Source organism: Janthinobacterium darwini (assembly GCF_051380905.1).
Taxonomy (GTDB): Bacteria; Pseudomonadota; Gammaproteobacteria; order Burkholderiales; family Burkholderiaceae_D; genus Janthinobacterium.
In genome coordinates this window covers 2,684,849-2,701,471 of the sequence record NZ_JBNYXX010000001.1, presented here as the reverse complement: position 1 = coordinate 2,701,471, position 16,623 = coordinate 2,684,849, and the positions used below count along the sequence as shown (strand labels likewise).

General features: G+C 63.8%; 16 protein-coding genes. 9 read left to right on the top strand and 7 right to left on the bottom strand.

What is annotated here, in order from left to right; all coding sequences use genetic code 11:
- The first annotated feature begins 104 nt into the window (after positions 1 to 104).
- Complete coding sequence (locus ACQ4WZ_RS12395; RefSeq protein WP_133992352.1) at positions 105 to 2,096, top strand: TonB-dependent receptor plug domain-containing protein; 1,992 nt, start codon at positions 105 to 107, stop codon at positions 2,094 to 2,096.
- A 29-nt stretch (positions 2,097 to 2,125) separates the two neighbouring features.
- Positions 2,126 to 2,665 carry a molybdopterin-dependent oxidoreductase gene (locus ACQ4WZ_RS12390; RefSeq protein ID WP_101480691.1) on the top strand — a complete coding sequence of 180 codons (540 nt, stop codon included), beginning with the start codon at positions 2,126 to 2,128 and terminating at the stop codon, positions 2,663 to 2,665.
- 54 nt (positions 2,666 to 2,719) lie between these two features.
- Here ACQ4WZ_RS12390 and lipP1 read toward each other — a convergent pair whose 3' ends face one another.
- The 3 genes from lipP1 to ACQ4WZ_RS12375 are packed head-to-tail and all read right to left on the bottom strand — an operon-like array spanning position 2,720 to position 5,587.
- Positions 2,720 to 3,649 carry a LipP1 family hormone-sensitive lipase gene (lipP1, locus tag ACQ4WZ_RS12385; RefSeq protein ID WP_436573538.1) on the bottom strand — a complete coding sequence of 310 codons (930 nt, stop codon included), beginning with the start codon at positions 3,647 to 3,649 and terminating at the stop codon, positions 2,720 to 2,722.
- Complete coding sequence (locus tag ACQ4WZ_RS12380) at positions 3,646 to 4,512, bottom strand: alpha/beta fold hydrolase (RefSeq protein ID WP_436573537.1); 867 nt, start codon at positions 4,510 to 4,512, stop codon at positions 3,646 to 3,648. Before ACQ4WZ_RS12380 ends, lipP1 begins: the two co-directional genes overlap by 4 nt.
- Before the next feature lie 13 nt (positions 4,513 to 4,525).
- A complete protein-coding gene (locus ACQ4WZ_RS12375) occupies positions 4,526 to 5,587 on the bottom strand; it encodes a sugar phosphate isomerase/epimerase family protein (RefSeq protein WP_436573536.1) in 1,062 nt (353 codons plus the stop codon).
- A gap of 140 nt (positions 5,588 to 5,727) precedes the next feature.
- Here ACQ4WZ_RS12375 and ACQ4WZ_RS12370 point away from each other — a divergent pair, with 140 nt between their 5' ends.
- A complete protein-coding gene (locus ACQ4WZ_RS12370; protein ID WP_101484467.1) occupies positions 5,728 to 6,324 on the top strand; it encodes a TetR/AcrR family transcriptional regulator in 597 nt (198 codons plus the stop codon).
- A gap of 13 nt (positions 6,325 to 6,337) precedes the next feature.
- Here the strand turns inward: ACQ4WZ_RS12370 and ACQ4WZ_RS12365 are convergent, their stop codons facing one another.
- On the bottom strand, positions 6,338 to 6,709 hold the full coding sequence (locus ACQ4WZ_RS12365; RefSeq protein WP_436573535.1) for a flagellar basal body protein: 372 nt from the start codon (positions 6,707 to 6,709) through the stop codon (positions 6,338 to 6,340).
- Between the two features lie 450 nt (positions 6,710 to 7,159).
- Here ACQ4WZ_RS12365 and ACQ4WZ_RS12360 point away from each other — a divergent pair, with 450 nt between their 5' ends.
- The 4 genes from ACQ4WZ_RS12360 to ACQ4WZ_RS12345 all read left to right on the top strand — a co-directional run bounded on the left by ACQ4WZ_RS12360 (position 7,160) and on the right by ACQ4WZ_RS12345 (position 10,540).
- Positions 7,160 to 8,659 (top strand): NYN domain-containing protein, encoded by a 1,500-nt coding sequence (locus ACQ4WZ_RS12360; RefSeq protein WP_436573534.1) that lies wholly within the window; start codon positions 7,160 to 7,162, stop codon positions 8,657 to 8,659.
- A gap of 86 nt (positions 8,660 to 8,745) precedes the next feature.
- Positions 8,746 to 9,363, top strand: a complete 618-nt coding sequence (gene trhA / locus ACQ4WZ_RS12355; protein WP_101480697.1) for a PAQR family membrane homeostasis protein TrhA — start codon at positions 8,746 to 8,748, stop codon at positions 9,361 to 9,363.
- A gap of 80 nt (positions 9,364 to 9,443) precedes the next feature.
- The gene (locus ACQ4WZ_RS12350; RefSeq protein WP_436573533.1) at positions 9,444 to 10,325 is read left to right on the top strand and encodes a LysR substrate-binding domain-containing protein; all 882 of its coding nucleotides are present in this window, start codon (positions 9,444 to 9,446) and stop codon (positions 10,323 to 10,325) included.
- Between the two features lie 17 nt (positions 10,326 to 10,342).
- Positions 10,343 to 10,540, top strand: coding sequence for a hypothetical protein (locus tag ACQ4WZ_RS12345; protein ID WP_436573532.1), 198 nt, complete (start codon positions 10,343 to 10,345; stop codon positions 10,538 to 10,540).
- A 25-nt stretch (positions 10,541 to 10,565) separates the two neighbouring features.
- Here ACQ4WZ_RS12345 and ACQ4WZ_RS12340 read toward each other — a convergent pair whose 3' ends face one another.
- Positions 10,566 to 13,445 carry a bifunctional diguanylate cyclase/phosphodiesterase gene (locus ACQ4WZ_RS12340; RefSeq protein WP_436573531.1) on the bottom strand — a complete coding sequence of 960 codons (2,880 nt, stop codon included), beginning with the start codon at positions 13,443 to 13,445 and terminating at the stop codon, positions 10,566 to 10,568.
- Positions 13,446 to 13,605: 160 nt separating this feature from the next.
- Positions 13,606 to 14,376, bottom strand: a complete 771-nt coding sequence (locus ACQ4WZ_RS12335; protein ID WP_436573530.1) for a spermine/spermidine synthase domain-containing protein — start codon at positions 14,374 to 14,376, stop codon at positions 13,606 to 13,608.
- A 216-nt stretch (positions 14,377 to 14,592) separates the two neighbouring features.
- On the opposite strand from ACQ4WZ_RS12335, the gene ACQ4WZ_RS12330 reads away from it, so the two are divergent.
- Complete coding sequence (locus ACQ4WZ_RS12330; protein ID WP_101480702.1) at positions 14,593 to 14,868, top strand: hypothetical protein; 276 nt, start codon at positions 14,593 to 14,595, stop codon at positions 14,866 to 14,868.
- 37 nt (positions 14,869 to 14,905) lie between these two features.
- Positions 14,906 to 16,057 carry a GGDEF domain-containing protein gene (locus ACQ4WZ_RS12325; protein WP_133992336.1) on the top strand — a complete coding sequence of 384 codons (1,152 nt, stop codon included), beginning with the start codon at positions 14,906 to 14,908 and terminating at the stop codon, positions 16,055 to 16,057.
- 5 nt (positions 16,058 to 16,062) lie between these two features.
- On the opposite strand, the gene ACQ4WZ_RS12320 is transcribed toward ACQ4WZ_RS12325, so the two are convergent.
- Positions 16,063 to 16,407: a hypothetical protein gene (locus ACQ4WZ_RS12320; RefSeq protein WP_436573529.1), complete on the bottom strand. Its 345-nt coding sequence runs from the start codon at positions 16,405 to 16,407 to the stop codon at positions 16,063 to 16,065.
- Between the last annotated feature and the right edge of the window lie 216 nt (positions 16,408 to 16,623).

Sequence of the window (16,623 nt, the reverse complement as noted above, 5' to 3'; positions counted from 1 at the left end):
GGGTGACGGCCGCTGTATGTGTGGCCGCTTTTTTTGTATTTTTTTGTATATCGCTATATAAGACGGTATATAACGCATGTAACGAGAATGGAAAGAGTAAGACGATGTTGAAACAGCTAATGACAGGCGCCGTGATGCTTGCGCTGGCACAGATGGCGCAGGCGCAGCAAACAGCAAGCAAGGATGAGGCGGCGCCGTTCGTGCTGGGCACGGTGACGGTGATCGGCCAGCGCGACCAACCGGGGCAGGTGGCGCAGCCGGGTGAGCAGCAAGTGGGTTCGCGAGTGAGCCGCGCCGAAATGCGCCGCTTTAACCGCGACAACGTGGGCGACGCCCTCAATTTGCTGTCGGGCGTGTCGCTGTCGACCAATTCACGCAACGAAAAAACCGTCGCCATCCGTGGCTTCGATGCGCGCCAGGTGCCGCTGTACATCGATGGCATCCCCGTCTACGTGCCCTATGACGGCTATGTCGATTTCAACCGCTTCACGACGGCCGACCTGGCCGCCATCCAGGTAGCCAAGGGCTTCAGCTCCGTGGCGTATGGCGCCAACACCCTGGGCGGCGCCATCAATCTGATTTCGCGCAAACCCGCAGCGCGCCTTGAGGGCGATACCTCCATCGGTTTCGGCTCGGGCAGCGAGCGCCAGGTGTCGGCCAACGTGGGCACCAACCAGGGCCTGTGGTATCTGCAGGCGGGTGTGTCTTACATCGACAGCGACGGTTTCCCCCTGTCGTCCGACTTCCGTCCCACGGCCACGGAAGACGGCGGCATGCGCAACAACGCCTACCGCAAGGACCATAAACTGTCGTTCAAAATGGGCTACACGCCCGGGGGCGGCGACGAGTATGCGCTCAGCTACTACAAGCAGCATGGCGAAAAGGGCCAGCCGCCATCGACTAATCCCGTCGGCGCGCGCTACTGGCAATGGCCGTACTGGAACAAGGAAAGCCTGTATTTCGTCTCGCAGACGCGCCTGGGCGAGGTCGAGCGCCTGAAATTGCGGCTGTACCACGACAGCTACGACAATGAAATCACGTCCTACACGAACGGCAGCTACGCGACGCTGAAGACCAGCGGCCAGGGCAGCGTCAGCGGCGGGCGCAGCATCTATAACGACCGCACGAACGGCGGCGCAGTGGAGCTCGAATCGTTCCGCCTCGCCACGCACAGCCTGCGTTTCGTCGCCAGCGTCAAGGCCGACGAACACCAGGAACTGGACGCCAGGGGCGTGCGCAATACCTGGTACAAGGATGTCCTGTGGACCCTGGGTGCGGAAGACAGCATCGCCCTCAATGCGGCGACGGAGCTGTCGCTGGGCGTGTCGCGCAATGCACTGCGCCCGGACACCGTCTACAGCGCCGGCAATGCGTATACCTTGCCGAGCAATCAATCGGCCACCGACCTGCAGGCGGGCCTGTTCCACAAGATTGGCGCAGAGGCGCGCGTGTATGCCACCGTGGCGCGCAAGTCGCGCCTGCCGACCTTGAAGGACCGCTACTCGCAGCGCCTGGGCACGTATATCGAAAACCCGGCCCTGCGCGCGGAAGAGGCGATGAATTATGAGCTGGGGTATCAAGGAAACTCGCAGGGCGCCAAGGTGGAAGTTGCGCTGTTCTACAGCGACGTGAAGGACAAGATCCAGAGCGTGGCGAATGTCTCGGGTGTGCGCGCGCAGATGCGCAACGCGGGCAGGGCGCACATCAGCGGCGTGGAACTGGGCTTGCGCGGCCGCGCCGGCGCCTGGCTGGATGTCGGCGGCAACTACACGTATACGGACATGAAGAATGTCAGCGACCGCGCCATCCGCCTGACGGACGTGCCGCGCCACAAGCTGACGGCGCACGCCGTGCTGCATGCTGCGCGCCAGGTCGACGTGGTGGCCGTCGCGGAATCGAACAGCGGGCGCTGGGTTTCGAACACTTTGGCACTCGGTGGTTTTACGACGCTGAACCTGAAGGCCGTCTACCGCCCCTTGACGGACTTGACCCTGGAAGCGGGCGTGGCGAACCTGGGTGACCGCAATTACGCGCTGTCCGACGGCTTCCCCAGCGCCGGGCGCACTTGGCTGGCCAATGCGCAGTACCAGTTCTGATTTTTGACTGTTCAATGAAAGGACTCAGCATGTTCAAGAAAATATTTGCTGCTTGTACAGCGGCGTCGTTGCTGGCGTCGGCACCGGCCGCGTGGTCGGCACCCGCTGGCGCGCGCGACAACATGAGCCACGCGCTTGCCGTGACGGGCATGGTGGAAACACCTTTGATTCTGAAGGTGGCTGACCTGCGCCAGATGCCGCCCGCGAATGGCGGGGAAATCGCCGTCACACGCCATAATGGCGACAAGGCCGAGACCATCACCAGCTATCAGGGTGTGCGCCTGCGCGACATCCTCGACAAGGCGGTGCTCGATGCGCCGGGCCATAACGACGTCAAGAAGATCGCCATCATCGCCACGGCGACCGATGGCTATGCGGTGGTGTTTTCCTGGGGCGAGCTGTATAACGCACCGGCCGGCGAGGGCGTGATCGTCTACTACGAAAAAAACGGCAAGGCGCTCGACGACAACGATGGTGAAATCGCCCTCATCTCGGCGAAAGACATTCGCACGGGGCCGCGCCATGTGAAATGGTTGAACGGCATCGAGGTGCGCAAGCTGGTGGAGTAATGAGAAACGCCGCCGTGGAGCCTTCCCCGGCGGCGTATTTTTTACCGTCGCTGCTTACCTTCCCAGCGCTGTTCGCATCGCCTGGCCCGCCACGTCAAACAATCCCCGCGCCGCTGGCGTCAAGCCCAGCATGTGCATAGCCGCGTGGATCATGCCGTCGAGCTGCACGCATTGCGCCGCGACGCCTTCGTCTTGCAAGCGCCGTGCATACGCCGCGCCTTCGTCATGCAGCGGATCAAATTCGCACACCAGCACGGTCGCCGGCGGCAAGTCCTTCAGCGAGGCGGCCCGCAGGGGCGCCGCGTAGGGATGCGCGCCATCGGCCGGCTCGTTCAGGTACGCCGACCAGCAAAAACGCATCGCTTCGCGCGTCAGCGAATGGCCCTCCGCATAGCGCTGGTAGGACGGCGTGTCGAAAGCGAAATCGAGCGCCGGGTACAGCAGCAGCTGGTGCGCCAGCGCGGGACCGGCCTGGTCGCGTGCCATCAGTGCCGCTGCCGCGGCCAGGTTGCCGCCCGCACTGTCGCCGCCCACGGCCAGGCGCTTCACGTCGATGCCCAGCGCCGCGCCATGCTCGGCGACCCAGCACAGCGCCCCGTAAAAGTCGTTCAGCGGTACGGGGAACTTGTGCTCTGGCGCCAGCCGGTAGTCGACGGAAAAAATCACGCAGCCGGTGGCGTTGGCAAGCGCGCGGCACGGATTGTCGTACAGGTCCAGCGAACACAGGCACCAGCCGCCGCCATGCGCGAAGACGATGGCGGGCAGAGGCTTTCCCGTATCCGCGCCGGCCGGCACGTAGGCGCGCACGGTCAGCGCATGTTCGCCCGGCAGCACGTAATCCTTGATCGAGGCGACGTCTTCCAATGGCCCGTGCAACTGGCGCAGCCCCGTTTCCGTGGCGGCGCGCAGGTCTGCCAGCGAGGCGGGCGGCGGCGCATCGTTTGCCTGTGCCAGGAAGGCCGCTACTTGCGGGTCCAGGCTCATGCCGGCGCTCCCGCCAGGAAGGGCAGCAGGTGGGCGATGAACGCTTGCGGCTGTTCTTCCATGATGAAGTGCCCGCATTCGGCGACGATGGCGCCTTGTAAAATGTCGGCCTTGCCCTGCATGGTCAGCAGGGGCGCGTCATTCGTCGCGTGGTCGGCGCCGATGGCCAGCACGGGCATGGCCAGGCTCTTTTTCGCCCGTTCCAGGTTTTGCCGGATGGTTTCGGGTATGGCCCGGTAGTAGGCGAAGCCCGCGCGCAGGGCGCCCGGCGTGGCGTAGGCATCCGCATACACGTCGACGGCCACCTTGTCGCGGCGGTACGACCAGCGGTCGAAAATGAAGCGGATGTATTCGCGCTCCTTGCCCGCCGTGAGCATTTCCGGCAAGTCCAGTACCTGGTTGAACATGAAATGCCACAGGAAGATGTTGTCGGACGGCGCCACGAAGATGGGCGGCGCCGGCGCGAGGCCGGGAATCACGGCTTCCGTCAGCGCCAGTTTCGTCACGGCCTGCGGGAAGTCGCTGGCCAGTGCATAGCCCACCCACATGCCGATGTCGTGACCGACCACATCGTAGTGCGCGTGGCCCAGGGCCAGCATGGCGCGGTGCAGGGTGGCCGCCACGGTGCCCGTATCGTAGCCATCAGCCGGGCGGCTGGAGTGGCCGCTGCCTGGCGGGTCGATGGCGATGGCCTGGTAGCCATTGGCCGCCAGGGCCGCCATCACGTGGCGCCAGGCATACCAGGTCTGCGGCCAGCCGGGAATCAGCAGCACGGGTTTGCCTTCGCCGGCAATCACGCAATGCAGGCGCTGGCCGTCGATGCGGACGTAATCATGTGTAAATTCGTGGGTAAAATCGTTCACGGGGTTTCCTTGTTTAGTTATGCTCGATGCCGAGCAGGGTGTTGATTTGTTGCGCGCTGACGGGGGCGCCGGCGAAGTCGTCGAAGATCTTGCCCGTCACGGGAATGATGTGGGCATTGATGAAAGCCACGCCCTCGCGCGCACCCACTTCCTGGTCCTTCAGGCAGCATTCCCATTCCAGGGTGGCCCAGCCCGCGTAATCGTTTTGCGCCATCTTCGAAAAGATCGCCTTGAAGTCGACCTGGCCATCGCCCAGCGAGCGGAAGCGCCCGGCGCGGTTTTCCCACGACTGGTAGCCGCCGTAAATGCCTTGCCGTCCCGTCGGATTGAACTCCGCATCCTTCACATGGAACATGCGGATGTGGTCTTTGTAAATATCGATGAATTCCAGGTAGTTCAGCTGCTGCAGCACGAAGTGGCTGGGGTCGAACAGCATCTTGCAGCGCGGGTGGCGTCCCACGCGCTCGTAAAACATCTCGAAGCTGATGCCGTCATGCAGGTCTTCGCTGGGGTGGATTTCGTAGCACAGGTTGACGCCCTGTTCCTCGCACACGTCGAGGATAGGCAGCCAGCGGCGCGCCAGTTCGTCGAAGGCCGTTTCGATCAGGCCGGGTGGGCGCTGCGGGAACGGGAACAGATATGGCCAGGCGAATGAGCCGGAAAATGTGCCCATTTCCGTCAGGCCCAGGCGCTTCGAGGCCATGGCCGCCAGCTTGACCTGCTCGATGGCCCATGCCGTGCGTGCCGCCGGCTGGCCACGCAGGTGTTCCGGCGCGAAGCTGTCGCACAGCGCGTCGTAGGCCGGATGTACGGCCACCAGCTGGCCGAGGATGTGCGTTGTCAGTTCGCTAATGACCAGGCCGTGGCTGGCCAGCATGGCGACCAGTTCGTCGCAGTATTGCTGGCTGTGGGCGGCTTGCGCCACGTCGAACAGGCGCGCATCCCAGGCGGGAATCTGCAGGGCCTTGAAGCCCATGCCGGCCGCCCACTCGGCGATGGCAGGCAGGGTGTTGAAGGGCGCCGTATCGGCGGCGAATTGTGCCAGGTGTAGGCTGGGTCCTTGGATGGTTTTCATATCGGCTCCTATTGTTTGTCGATCGACAAAGAATAGGTGAAATTTTTTGCGCGGTCAAGGTGCAACTGCAAAATAAATCACGAAGGCGGCTTGCATGTCAGGCGTTATACTGGCCGCCAGTTTGCAAGCAGAGGATGAAAATGGCAGGAAGACCGAGGGAATTTGACCGCGCGCTGGCGCTGGCAAAAGCGCGCGACGCATTCTGGACGCGCGGCTACGAGGGTGTGTCGATGGCCGACCTGGTGGCGGCGCTGGGCATCGCCTCGGCGCGCATCTATGCGGCGTTTGGTTCGAAAGAGCAGCTGTTCCGCGAAGCCGTGGAGCTGTACGAGTCGGGTGAGGGCGCGTTTGCCGTGCATGCCTTGGCCGCCAGCTTGAATGTGCGCGACGCGGTGGCGCGCATGCTGGAAGAAGCCGTGCTGCTGTACACGCGCAGCGGCCAGCCGCAAGGCTGCATGGTGGTCACGGCCGCCACGAATACGAGTGCGGAAAACGCCGGCATCGCAGACTGGCTGGCGCAACACCGCCGCGCGCGCACGCAAGCCGTCATCGAGCGCTTGCGCGCGGCGCAGCTGGCGGGAGAATTAAAAAAGGAAGCGGATGTGCAGGCGCTGGGCGATTACTATGCGGCCTTGCTGCACGGCCTGTCGGTGCAGGCGCGCGACGGCATTCCCGCCGAACGGCTGCTGGCGCTGATTCAGCCTGCCATGGCGCCGCTGGCGCTGGCTATGATGTAAATAGTCACAGGGTTCAGGTTTTGACGTCGATCAGGCTACCCAGGGCCTGGTCGGCTGCCTTGACGACATTGGCCGACAGGTTGAAACCTGCCTTGTAGACCAGGTTATCCGTCAGTTCAGAAGCGAGGCCCACGCCGTTCGGCCGGCTGTCAGCCGTCTTGGCCGCAGTCGCATTGGCGCCGCTGACGCTTTCGCCGGCGGCCAGCTTGCGCCCTTCGACGGAGAGGGTGACGCCCGTGCCGGCCGGGCTGGCTTCCTGGAAGTTGGCCGACTGTGGCTGGAAGCCCGGCGTATTCGCATTGGCGATATTGTTGGCGGCCACATCCAGCGCGCGCTGGTTGGCGGTCAGCCCCGAGGTGCCGGTGGTGAGGGCGGATATGGACATGGCAGCTCCTTCAGAATGCACCTAGTTTACTCCTGCCAGCGGGAAAAGTGTGGTGGTGCAAGGCAACAATTTTTCCTGGCGGTACTTGCCGGAAAAGGAGGTGCATGAGGTGATTTTTCATATTCTCCTGTGGCATTTCACTGCCTGGAGTGGCACGGTAGTCTTCCGCCGAGTCCGCCATTTCCTGCATGCATCGTTTCATTCTCCGGAGGTGTGCTGCTCAACTTGTGTCGGCCAGCGGCGCAGCAGCATGCCGTGCCAGCTGTATTCGGTCGATGAAAGCGTTGCTTGGCCAGGCGCCGGCACCAGCGCGAGTACCGCCGCCGATGCGCAATAGGCGCACCGCGCACGATAGTTGTCGCCGAAACGGGGGATGGGCGAATATACTAGGCGAAAAGGGAGGCGTAGCGCTTCCCGTCCGCCCTTATCATCCAGCGAGAATTCACCCTTATGGCGTCATCCCCAGAAAACCTCAGCATGGCCGTGTTTTGCGACTTCGAGAACGTCGCGCTCGGCGTGCGAGATGCAAATTACGAAAAATTCGATATCAAGCCCATCCTTGAACGCTTGCTGCTCAAGGGCAGTATTGTTGTCAAGAAGGCATATTGCGATTGGGACCGTTATAAAAGTTTCAAGGGCACCATGCATGAGGCGAACTTCGAACTGATCGAAATTCCCCACGTGCGCCAGTCCGGCAAGAATTCGGCCGACATCCGCCTGGTGGTCGATGCCCTGGACCTGTGCTACACCAAGGCCCACGTCAACACCTTCGTCATCATCAGCGGCGATTCCGACTTTTCGCCGCTGGTGTCGAAACTGCGTGAAAACGCCAAGCAGGTGATCGGCGTGGGCGTCAAGCAGTCGACCTCCGACCTGCTGGTGGCCAATTGCGATGAATTCATTTTCTACGACGACCTGGTGCGCGAGAGCCGCCGCACGGCCGCCAAGCGCGACGCGCGCGAAAGCCCGGCTGCGGCCACCAAGCGCTCGCCCGACGAAGAAGTGCGCCGCAAGGAAAAATACGAGTCGCGCAAGACGGAAGCGATCGAGATGGCCGTCGAAACTTTCGACGCGCTGGTTTCGGAGCGCGGCGACAGCGGCAAGATCTGGGCCTCGATGCTGAAAGAAGCGATCAAGCGCCGCAAGCCGGACTTCAGCGAGTCCTACTACGGTTTCCGCACCTTCGGCAACCTGCTGGAAGAAGCGCAGGCGCGCGGCTTGCTGGAATTTGGCCGCGATGAAAAATCGGGCGCCTATGTCTACCGCAGCAGCGGCCTGGTGGCCGTGCCGGCCGCCGTGAACGCGGATGCAGCCGGCGAGGCAAGCGGCAATGGCGAGACCGGCGTGACGGCGGAAGAGGGCAACAGCCGCGAAGGCGGCAACCGCCGCGATTCGCGCCGCAATGGCCGTGGCGGCCGCAAGCAGAACGAGCATCGCCGCGGCGAAGCGCCACAGGCCTTCGTGCCGGTGGCCGACGCCGAAGCAGTCGTCGTCGAGCAGTATGCGCCGACGCCGCAGCCGGAAGTGCAGCACGAGGTAGCCGAAGCGGTGGCCGAGGTGGTGGCCGAAGAAGGCAACGCCAAGCGCGGTTCGCGCCGCAATGGCCGTGGTGGCCGCAAGAATAGCGATGGCGCCCGTGAAGCGCGCGCCGAAGCGGTCGAGGTGGCGTCGGTGGAAGCCATGCCTGCGCCAGTGCCTGAACCTGTAGCCGAAGTGATCGTGGAAGCCGTCGCCGAAGCGAAGACTAAGGCCAAGCCGCGCACGCCGGCGCGCAAGACCGCAGCAGCCAAAAAGCCGGCCAAGAAGGCGGTCGACGTCGAGGTGGAAGCGGTGCCTGTCGTTGAAGCGGCGCCGGCGGAAGCGGCCGTCGTGGCGGAAGACAAGCCGGCCAAGGCGCCGCGCAAGACGCCGGCACGCCGTCCCGCGCGCAAGAAGGCGGAAGCGGCTTGATTGAAACCCCAACGCAAGAACTGGGGGCAGACCCGGCGGGTCTGACCCCGGAATTTTGCTGCGTCTTGGCAAAGCGGCATTAGTCCATGTATCACGGTGAACGGTTCAACAGCATTTCCCATACGGTGGGCGCCGCGCTGGCGGCCATCGGCGGCGTCATCCTGATCGTCGCGGCGGCCCGCACGGGCGACCCCTGGAAAATCGTCAGCTGCAGCGTGTATGCTGCCATGCTGCTGACCTTGTACCTCACTTCCACCCTGTATCACAGCGTGCGTGGCAAAGCCAAGGCCGTGCTGCAGCGGCTCGACCACTGCGCCATCTACCTGCTCATCGCGGGAACCTACACGCCCTTCATGCTGGTGACCCTGCGCGGGCCGTGGGGCTGGTCGCTGTTTGGCGTCGTCTGGGGCCTGGCGCTGCTTGGCATCGTGCAGGAATATATGTACGCGAAAGGCGCGCGCATCCTGTCGCTGGTAATTTACGTGGCCATGGGCTGGCTGGTCGTCATCGGCATCAAGCCGCTGCTGGCGGCGCTGGAATGGAACGGCTTCCTGTGGCTGGTGGCAGGCGGGCTGTGCTACACGGGCGGCATCGTTTTCTACGCCACCGATCACAAACTGCGCCATGGGCACGGCATCTGGCACCTGTTCGTGCTGGCCGGCAGTAGCTGTCACTTTATCGCCATTTTGTTCTACGTTGCCTGACGTTGCCTGTCGCCATCACTGTTGCTGCGATTCCTTTATAATGGCGCAATATGTGAAACACGGGCAATAATAAGGCAGCAATGGATATCAATTCGGACGACTTGAAAATCTTCGTCACCGTCATCGACAGCGGCACCCTGAGCGCGGCCGCCGTGCATCTGGGACAAACCACCTCGGGGGTCAGCCGCGCCCTGTCGCGCCTGGAAGACAAGTTGGCCACCTCGCTGCTGACGCGCACCACGCGGCGCATGGAGCTGACGGAAGAAGGGCAGTTGTTCCTGGACAAGGCGCGCGCCATCCTCGCCTCGATGGAAGATGTGGAGGAGTCGATCCGCATCCGCCGCCAGAAGCCGGCCGGGCGCTTGTCCGTGGATGCCGCCTCGCCCTTCATGCTGCATTGCGTGGTGCCCCATGTGGCCGAGTTTCGCGCCATGTACCCGGACATCCGCCTGGAGCTGACCAGCAACGACCAGATCGCCGACCTGCTCGAGCACCGTACCGATATCGCCATCCGCATCGGCGCCCTGGTCGACTCGACCCTGCATGCGCGCCCGCTCAGTGCCAGCCCGCTGCACGTGCTGGCCACGCCCGCCTACCTGGCGCGCCACGGCGTGCCAGAAACGCCGGAAGCGCTGTCCGGCCATGCGCTGCTGGGTTTTGCGCAATATGAACTGGGCAATCACTGGCCGCTGCGCCACGACGCCGGCAACAGCCTGCAGATCGTGCCCGCGCTGGCGGCCTCCAGCGGAGAGACCCTGCGCCAGCTGGCGCTGCATGACCAGGGCATCGTCTGCCTGTCCGACTTCATGACGAAGGACGACATCGCTGCCGGCCGCCTGGTGCAGGTGCTGCAGCCGTTCTATACGGGCTACCGCCAGCAGATCCACGCCGTGTATTACCGCAACACGCAGCTGGCGCAGCGCATCAGCTGCTTCCTCGAATTTTTGCAGCACAAGCTGTAGGCATGATGGAGCGAGGCATGCAATGTCCGACTTGCGGCGAGTATGGCGACCTGCTGCACGCAACGGTCAAGAAAACGGGGCAGGCGGTGATCGTTTGCACAGAGTGCGATTTGCTGTGGGCGCATCCACAACAGGATATCGATCCGGCCCGTGCATCAGATGTGGAGTTGTTTTTGGCGCAAGCGGGTCTCGAACCCGATTGGCAAGAGCTGTAATTGGGTGCCAGGGTGCCGCCGCCCCCTAGTGCATGACGTGCGTTTCTTCCGCCCGCAGCAGAGCTTCGACTTCGTGCGCCGGCAGCGGGTGGCTGAAGTAATAGCCTTGCGCTTCGTCGCAGCCGTGCTGGCGCAGGTAATCGAGCTGCGCAGCCGTTTCCACGCCTTCGGCTACCACGCGCAACTTTAAATTGTGCGCCAGGGCGATGATGGAGACGACGATGGCAGCATCGTCCGCGTCGCGCGCCACGTCACCGACGAAACTGCGGTCGATCTTCAGCACGTCGATGGGGAAGGTGCGCAGGTAGGCGAAGCTGGAATAGCCGGTGCCGAAGTCGTCGATCGACAGCTGCACCCCCAGCGCCTTCATGTCGTGCAGCTGGCTGACGGCCAGCGCCACGTCGTGCATGAACAGGCTTTCCGTCAGTTCCAGTTCCAGGCAGGCGGGCGGCAGGCCCGTTGCAAGCAGCACTTCGGAGATCGAGGCGACCAGGTTCGGCTCGTTGAACTGGCGTGCCGACAGGTTGACGGCCAGACGCAGCTTGTCCAGTCCCGCCGCGTGCCAGCTTTTCACCTGCGCGCAGGCCTGGCGCATGACCCAGGCACCGATCGGCACGATCAGGCCCGTATCCTCTGCCAGCGCGATGAAGCGCTGCGGCGCCACCATGCCCAGGTCCGGGTGCTGCCAGCGCAGCAGCGCTTCCACGCCGACAATGCGTCCGCTGGCCAGGTCCACTTGCGGCTGGTAATACAGCACGAACTGCTCGCGCTCCAGCGCGTTGCGCAGCGCCGTCTCGATGCGCAGGCGCTCCAGGGTGGCCTGGTTCATGGCCGTCGTGTAGAACTTGATGTTGTTGCGGCCCTGTTTCTTGGCGCAGTACATGGCGATGTCGGCTTGCTCGATCAGGTTCTGCGTCTCGCCATTCAAGGTCACGTCGCCCGGGGCGTCGTAGCGCGACATGTCGTAGACGGCCACGCCGATGCTGCAGGTGACGAAAAATTCCTTCCCATCTAACAATACCGGCTGCGCCACGGCATCCATCACGCGCTGCACGATGGCGCCGCTGAGCACTTCGTCGGCCTGTTCGCACAGGATGGCGACGAATTCATCGCCCGACAGGCGCGCCACCGTATCGCTTTCGCGCAGGCTGGCCTGCAAGCGCGTGGCGATGGTTTTCAGCAGCAGGTCGCCGGCCTTGTGACCGAGGCTGTCATTGACGAACTTGAAACGGTCGAGGTCGATCAACAGTACCCACAATGCGCGGTTCTTGCGGCGCGACAGGGCCATCGCCTGGGCCAGGCGGTCGCGCAGCAGGGCGCGGTTGGGCAAGCCCGTCAGCACGTCGTGGTGGGCGATGTGCTGGATTTGCTGTTCGACCAGCTTGCGTTCCGTGATTTCGGACCCCGTACCCCGGTAGCCGCGAAATTCGCCCAGTTCGTTGAACAGCGGTTCGCCATTGATGCTGAACCAGCGCAACTGGCCATCGCGGTCTTTCATCGCATATTCGAGGTTGGAAAAGGGCAGGTGCGCTTCCAGATTGGCGATATGCTGCTTGCCCCAGCGCGAGTTGCGCATCTCCGGGTTGTTTTCCCAGCGCGTCATGCCGATGAAGCGTTCCAGCGGCATGTTCGACTTGTCCGTGAAACCGCTGGTGATGTGGGTGAAGCAGAAGTTGGCATCCTGTTCCCAGTACCAGTCCGAGGACAGGGCCAGCAGGCGGCGGAAGCGCTTTTCGCTTTCCTGCAAGGCGCGCTCCGTGCGCTGGCGCGCCCGCACGTCGGCGCTGAGCAGTTCATTGCTGCGCTTGAGGTCGGCCGTGCGCTGTTCCACCAGCAGCTGTACGCGGCGCGAGCGCTGCGTCAGTGTCTGCACGAAGGCCGCCGTCAGCACGCTGAACAGCAAACCCGTGATCAGGGTGAGCAATGAGCCCAGGTGGTCGGCCAGGAAGGGGCGCGGAAGGGCCACCACGCGCACATGCCAAGGCCGGCCGGCGGAGGAAAAGGCCCGGTCATAATGGCTGTGATAGGCAAATTGCAGCCAGCGTGGCAGCGACTTCCAGGCGTCGCCCGCTTCGTTGGCAGGCGCCTGGCCATGCCGGAAGATCAGCTGCTGCGGATCGGCGCCGGCGTCGGCGTAAACGCTGAGTTCGAGCTGCGGGTCGCCCAGCAGGTCGGCGCCGGCGAGGATCTTCTGCACCAGTTCCCCGGCGCGGACGACGACCGCGGTATCGCCGATCAGCGCCGCGCGCCGCTGCTGCACCGTTTGCAAGGGCACGCCGTGGCGGTACACGGGGCGCAGGATGACGAAACCCTGCTGCGGTCCCTGCGCCAGGGCCAGCAGGCCAGTGGCAGTGGTCTGGCCGCTGATGATGGCCTGTTCCAGCGCGCCGGCCAGCAAGCCGTCAGGGCGCACGTTCAGGCCGAAGGCGGGACGGTTGCCCTGCAGCGGTTCGAGATAGTCCACCACCAGGTAGCTGGCGCGCTTCGTGGCGGGCACGATGACGCCATCGCGCATTTCCGTCATGGCGTAATCGGGGGTGATGCGTCGCAGCTCGGCCTCGAAGGCCGCGCGCTGGGCATGCGGCACGATGCGGTGGAAGTTGAAAGCCTGGATGAAAGGGTGGCGCTGCAGCAGCGGCGTGGTGAAGGCGTGGAACTGCTCGCGTGAGACGGGCACGACGGCGGCAAACAGCTGGTTCGTCGTGGTCAGTACCTCGACCGCGTCATCGAGTCCCTGCTCGATGGCGGCCACGCGCGCGCCGGCGCGCTGCTGCAAGCTCAGGCTCATCTTGTCGTATTCGAGCTGGCTGATGGCGGCGAACAGCATGGCGGTGATGCCGACGCCGCTGGCAAAGGTCAGCGCAGCCGCGGCAGAAATCGACAATGGCAGGCGGCCACGCAGCATGGTTTTTCCTATCTCACTTCATGGACACTTGAATTGGGCGGCGCCTGCCGGCCCCGCGCTGGCCGTAGTTTGTCATAAACCACATTCATCATGCAGATTTTGCACCAAATTACTGCTAATAAGCAACAACATCCATGTCCATGGCGGGGGAAGACGGCAGTCAGTCTCTGCCCGCGCCTGACTGCCGGCGCATACGCCACAACTGCCATGCCGGCAGCCAGCGGTTCAGGAAAGCCATGCCGCACACCCGCCGCCAGCGCACCAGGCGCACGACGCGCAGTGCACGGCCCGCGCCTAGCTTGTCTGGCCTGGCGGCGAAGACGATGCGGTTATTGCCCGCGATGCCGTCGAAGTGGCAGACGGCGCCGCGGAAGGTGAGCATCAGGCGCGCGAGCATGGCGGGATAGTGTTCGTCATAACTGAACAGGTTTGCCACCAGCACGCCGCCGGGCAGCAGGGCGCGCAGGCAGTCCGTATAGAAGCGCGCGCTGCCCAGTGCGGGCGGCAGGCCTGTTTCATCATAGCCATCGAGCAGCAGCACGTCGGCGCAGCCCGGATGCTGGCGGATATAGCTGACGGCGTCCGTTTCGATGATGCGCAGGCGCGCGTCGTCGGGCGGCAGCATGAACTGCTCGCGCAGGGCGATCACGTCGGCGCGCAATTCCAGCACGGTGATGCGCGCTTCGGGCAGGTGGCGGTGGCAGAATTTCAGCAGCGAACCGCCGCCCAGTCCCACCATCAGGATGTGCCGGGGACGCGGCACGAACAAGGTGAAGCACATCATGGCGCGCGCATAGCGCAGCAGCAGGTGGTCAGGGCGAGACAGCAGCATTTCGCTCTGGATCATGCCTGGCTGGAATTCCAGGCGGCGCCGGTCGCCGCAGGTATGCACCTGGGGCGCGCGTACGGCAGGTAATTTGCTATCCGACATAGGACGACTTCGCTGAGTGGACTGGGGGAGATGCTTTGTTGCATTCAGAGAAATCTGATAAGCTCCCGTGAGCATACCCGATTAATCCGCACCGAGCGTCCGTATATGGCAGAGGCGGGCTCGCCACTTGCCGTCCGACGTGCGGTGTGGCGCAGCGCAAGGCAGTCTACGGCACGCGGCGCCACGGCCGCGCAGTCGGGCACCATGGAGACAAGCATGTTTTTGGATCACCCCATCATTACCGCGACGAATAGTTTTACCGAGCCTGACCGCATCGAGCGGCTGACGCGCGTATATGGTTACGCAGCGGCGCTGGCCGACGTGGCCGCCAATGTCGGATTCATTGAAAAAGTGGCCCAGATCCACGATCACAAGGGTACCCTCATCGTGTTCTGGCATGAGGCGCCCAACGAAGTGGAAAAGCAGTATTTCGTGCAGGCGTGGGCCAGCAAGGTGGGCGACGGCAGCACGAATGTCGAACACGAAATCTGACCTGGCGCACCGCGCCTGCGCATCGATAGCGTAGCCCATGGATATCAAGACCCTGGTACTGGCCCTGGCGCTCGGCAACCTGAGCCTGTGCGCGGCCCTGTTCTTCTTCGAGTACGAGCGCAAGAAGTCGCTCAGCATGTCCACCTGGGCGGTGGCCAAGCAATGCCAGGCCGTGGCCTGGTGTTTGCTGTATTTCCGTGGCGTCTTGCCCGATGTGCTGTCCATCCTGCTTGGCAACAGCCTGCTGTTTGCCGGCATGGCGCTGGACGCGGGCGCGCTGTGGCAGGCGGCCGGCCGCAGCGGCTGGCGCCGCACCATGCTGCCGGCGCTGGGCCTGTCGGTGGCGCTGTTTGCCGCCTGCTACCTGTTTGACGTGGCGCCGCTGCTGCGCAGCGCCGGCGGTTCGCTGATCGTGGCCGGTTTTTTCATTGCCGGCGTGGCCGCGTTGTGCCTCAAATGGCGGGAGGCGAGCATGCTGCGCCGTTTTCTCGTCGTCAGCATGGGTATGCTGTCGCTGCTGATCGCCGCGCGCGGCGTGCTCGCTGCCGCCATGCCGTATGTTGACGCCGAGCCGCTGCAGCTGGCCGGTTTTGGCGCCCTGTACCTGATGATGCTGACGAACGCCTTCGGCTATCTGCTGTTGTCGCGTGAAAAACTGGGCGGCGAACTGGCGCGCCTGGAAGTGCTCGACGCGGCCACGGGCGTGCCGAACCGGCGCGGCTTTTACCAGGCGCTGGCGCCGTGGATGGCGCTGGCGCGCCGGCCCGGCCTGCCGACGGCGCTGGTGGTGCTCAATATCGACCATTTCAAGCGCGTCAACGACAGCTACGGCCATCCGGTGGGTGACGCAGTGCTGAAAACCATCGTCGATACTTGCCGCCAGCAACTGCGCGACAGCGACCTGATGGGCCGCCTGGGCGGCGCCGAATTTGCCATCCAGCTGCCGCGCACGACCCTGGCCGATGCGCTGATGGTGGCCGAGCGCATCCGCGCCGCCGTCGAAGTGCTGCCCGTCAAGACGGAGCGCGCCGTGCTGCAACTGACGGCCAGCCTGGGCGTGACCACCATCCGTGCCGAGGACAGCACCGTCAGCCTGTTCAAGCGGGCCGACGAGGCGCTGCAGGCTGCTAAACAGGCGGGCCGCAACAGGGTGGTTGAAGCGCAGGGCGCGTGCACGCTGGACGTGTAGCGCCCCTATTTCTTGGGCGACCCCAGCCAGCTGGGTTCTTTGCCGCATTCCTTGCTCAGGAACAAGGCGTCGAGGCCAGGATCGCAGCGCCTGTCGGGCGCCTTCATGGGCTCCACGCTGAACCATTCACTCCTGGGCAGGATCTTTTCTTCGCGTGACGCCACCGGCGGCGCGGGCGGCAGGCTGTCTTGCCACCTTGGCGCGGCGGCAGGCGCAGGTGGGGTGGCCCAGTTTGCATCAACCTGCACTTCGCGGGCCTGTGGTTTGCTCGCGTCCTCGCGCGGCGCCTGCGTGCTTGCCTGTGCGGCGGCACACAGGACGCTGGCGAAGACGAATAATACGGTGCGCATGGCTGCGCTGCTTGATCGATTCATGGTCTGTCCTTGGTCGGTAGCGGGAGGGTCTGCCCTGCAGTATGACGGAATCTGCAAGCAAAAAGACAAGGAATTGCAACGGCATGTTACCAAAGGGACTATAGTTATGGGTAGCAAGCAGGTGCACTGCAGCAAGGTGAGCGAGGCGCGGGGCGCCGGCATGCGGACGTGTGTATTCCCTAACTTTCATTT

What these genes read in the sequence shown, in the direction of transcription:
- trhA (WP_101480697.1), top strand. Translation starts at nt 8,746, where the DNA reads ATGTATCACGGTGAACGGTTCAACAGCATTTCCCATACGGTGGGCGCC.
- ACQ4WZ_RS12320 (WP_436573529.1), bottom strand. Translation starts at nt 16,407, where the DNA reads ATGCGCACCGTATTATTCGTCTTCGCCAGCGTCCTGTGTGCCGCCGCA.
- ACQ4WZ_RS12350 (WP_436573533.1), top strand. Translation starts at nt 9,444, where the DNA reads ATGGATATCAATTCGGACGACTTGAAAATCTTCGTCACCGTCATCGAC.
- ACQ4WZ_RS12375 (WP_436573536.1), bottom strand. Translation starts at nt 5,587, where the DNA reads ATGAAAACCATCCAAGGACCCAGCCTACACCTGGCACAATTCGCCGCC.
- ACQ4WZ_RS12345 (WP_436573532.1), top strand. Translation starts at nt 10,343, where the DNA reads ATGCAATGTCCGACTTGCGGCGAGTATGGCGACCTGCTGCACGCAACG.
- ACQ4WZ_RS12325 (WP_133992336.1), top strand. Translation starts at nt 14,906, where the DNA reads ATGGATATCAAGACCCTGGTACTGGCCCTGGCGCTCGGCAACCTGAGC.
- ACQ4WZ_RS12360 (WP_436573534.1), top strand. Translation starts at nt 7,160, where the DNA reads ATGGCGTCATCCCCAGAAAACCTCAGCATGGCCGTGTTTTGCGACTTC.
- ACQ4WZ_RS12370 (WP_101484467.1), top strand. Translation starts at nt 5,728, where the DNA reads ATGGCAGGAAGACCGAGGGAATTTGACCGCGCGCTGGCGCTGGCAAAA.
- ACQ4WZ_RS12330 (WP_101480702.1), top strand. Translation starts at nt 14,593, where the DNA reads ATGTTTTTGGATCACCCCATCATTACCGCGACGAATAGTTTTACCGAG.
- ACQ4WZ_RS12365 (WP_436573535.1), bottom strand. Translation starts at nt 6,709, where the DNA reads ATGTCCATATCCGCCCTCACCACCGGCACCTCGGGGCTGACCGCCAAC.
- lipP1 (WP_436573538.1), bottom strand. Translation starts at nt 3,649, where the DNA reads ATGAGCCTGGACCCGCAAGTAGCGGCCTTCCTGGCACAGGCAAACGAT.
- ACQ4WZ_RS12335 (WP_436573530.1), bottom strand. Translation starts at nt 14,376, where the DNA reads ATGTCGGATAGCAAATTACCTGCCGTACGCGCGCCCCAGGTGCATACC.
- ACQ4WZ_RS12390 (WP_101480691.1), top strand. Translation starts at nt 2,126, where the DNA reads ATGTTCAAGAAAATATTTGCTGCTTGTACAGCGGCGTCGTTGCTGGCG.
- ACQ4WZ_RS12340 (WP_436573531.1), bottom strand. Translation starts at nt 13,445, where the DNA reads ATGCTGCGTGGCCGCCTGCCATTGTCGATTTCTGCCGCGGCTGCGCTG.
- ACQ4WZ_RS12395 (WP_133992352.1), top strand. Translation starts at nt 105, where the DNA reads ATGTTGAAACAGCTAATGACAGGCGCCGTGATGCTTGCGCTGGCACAG.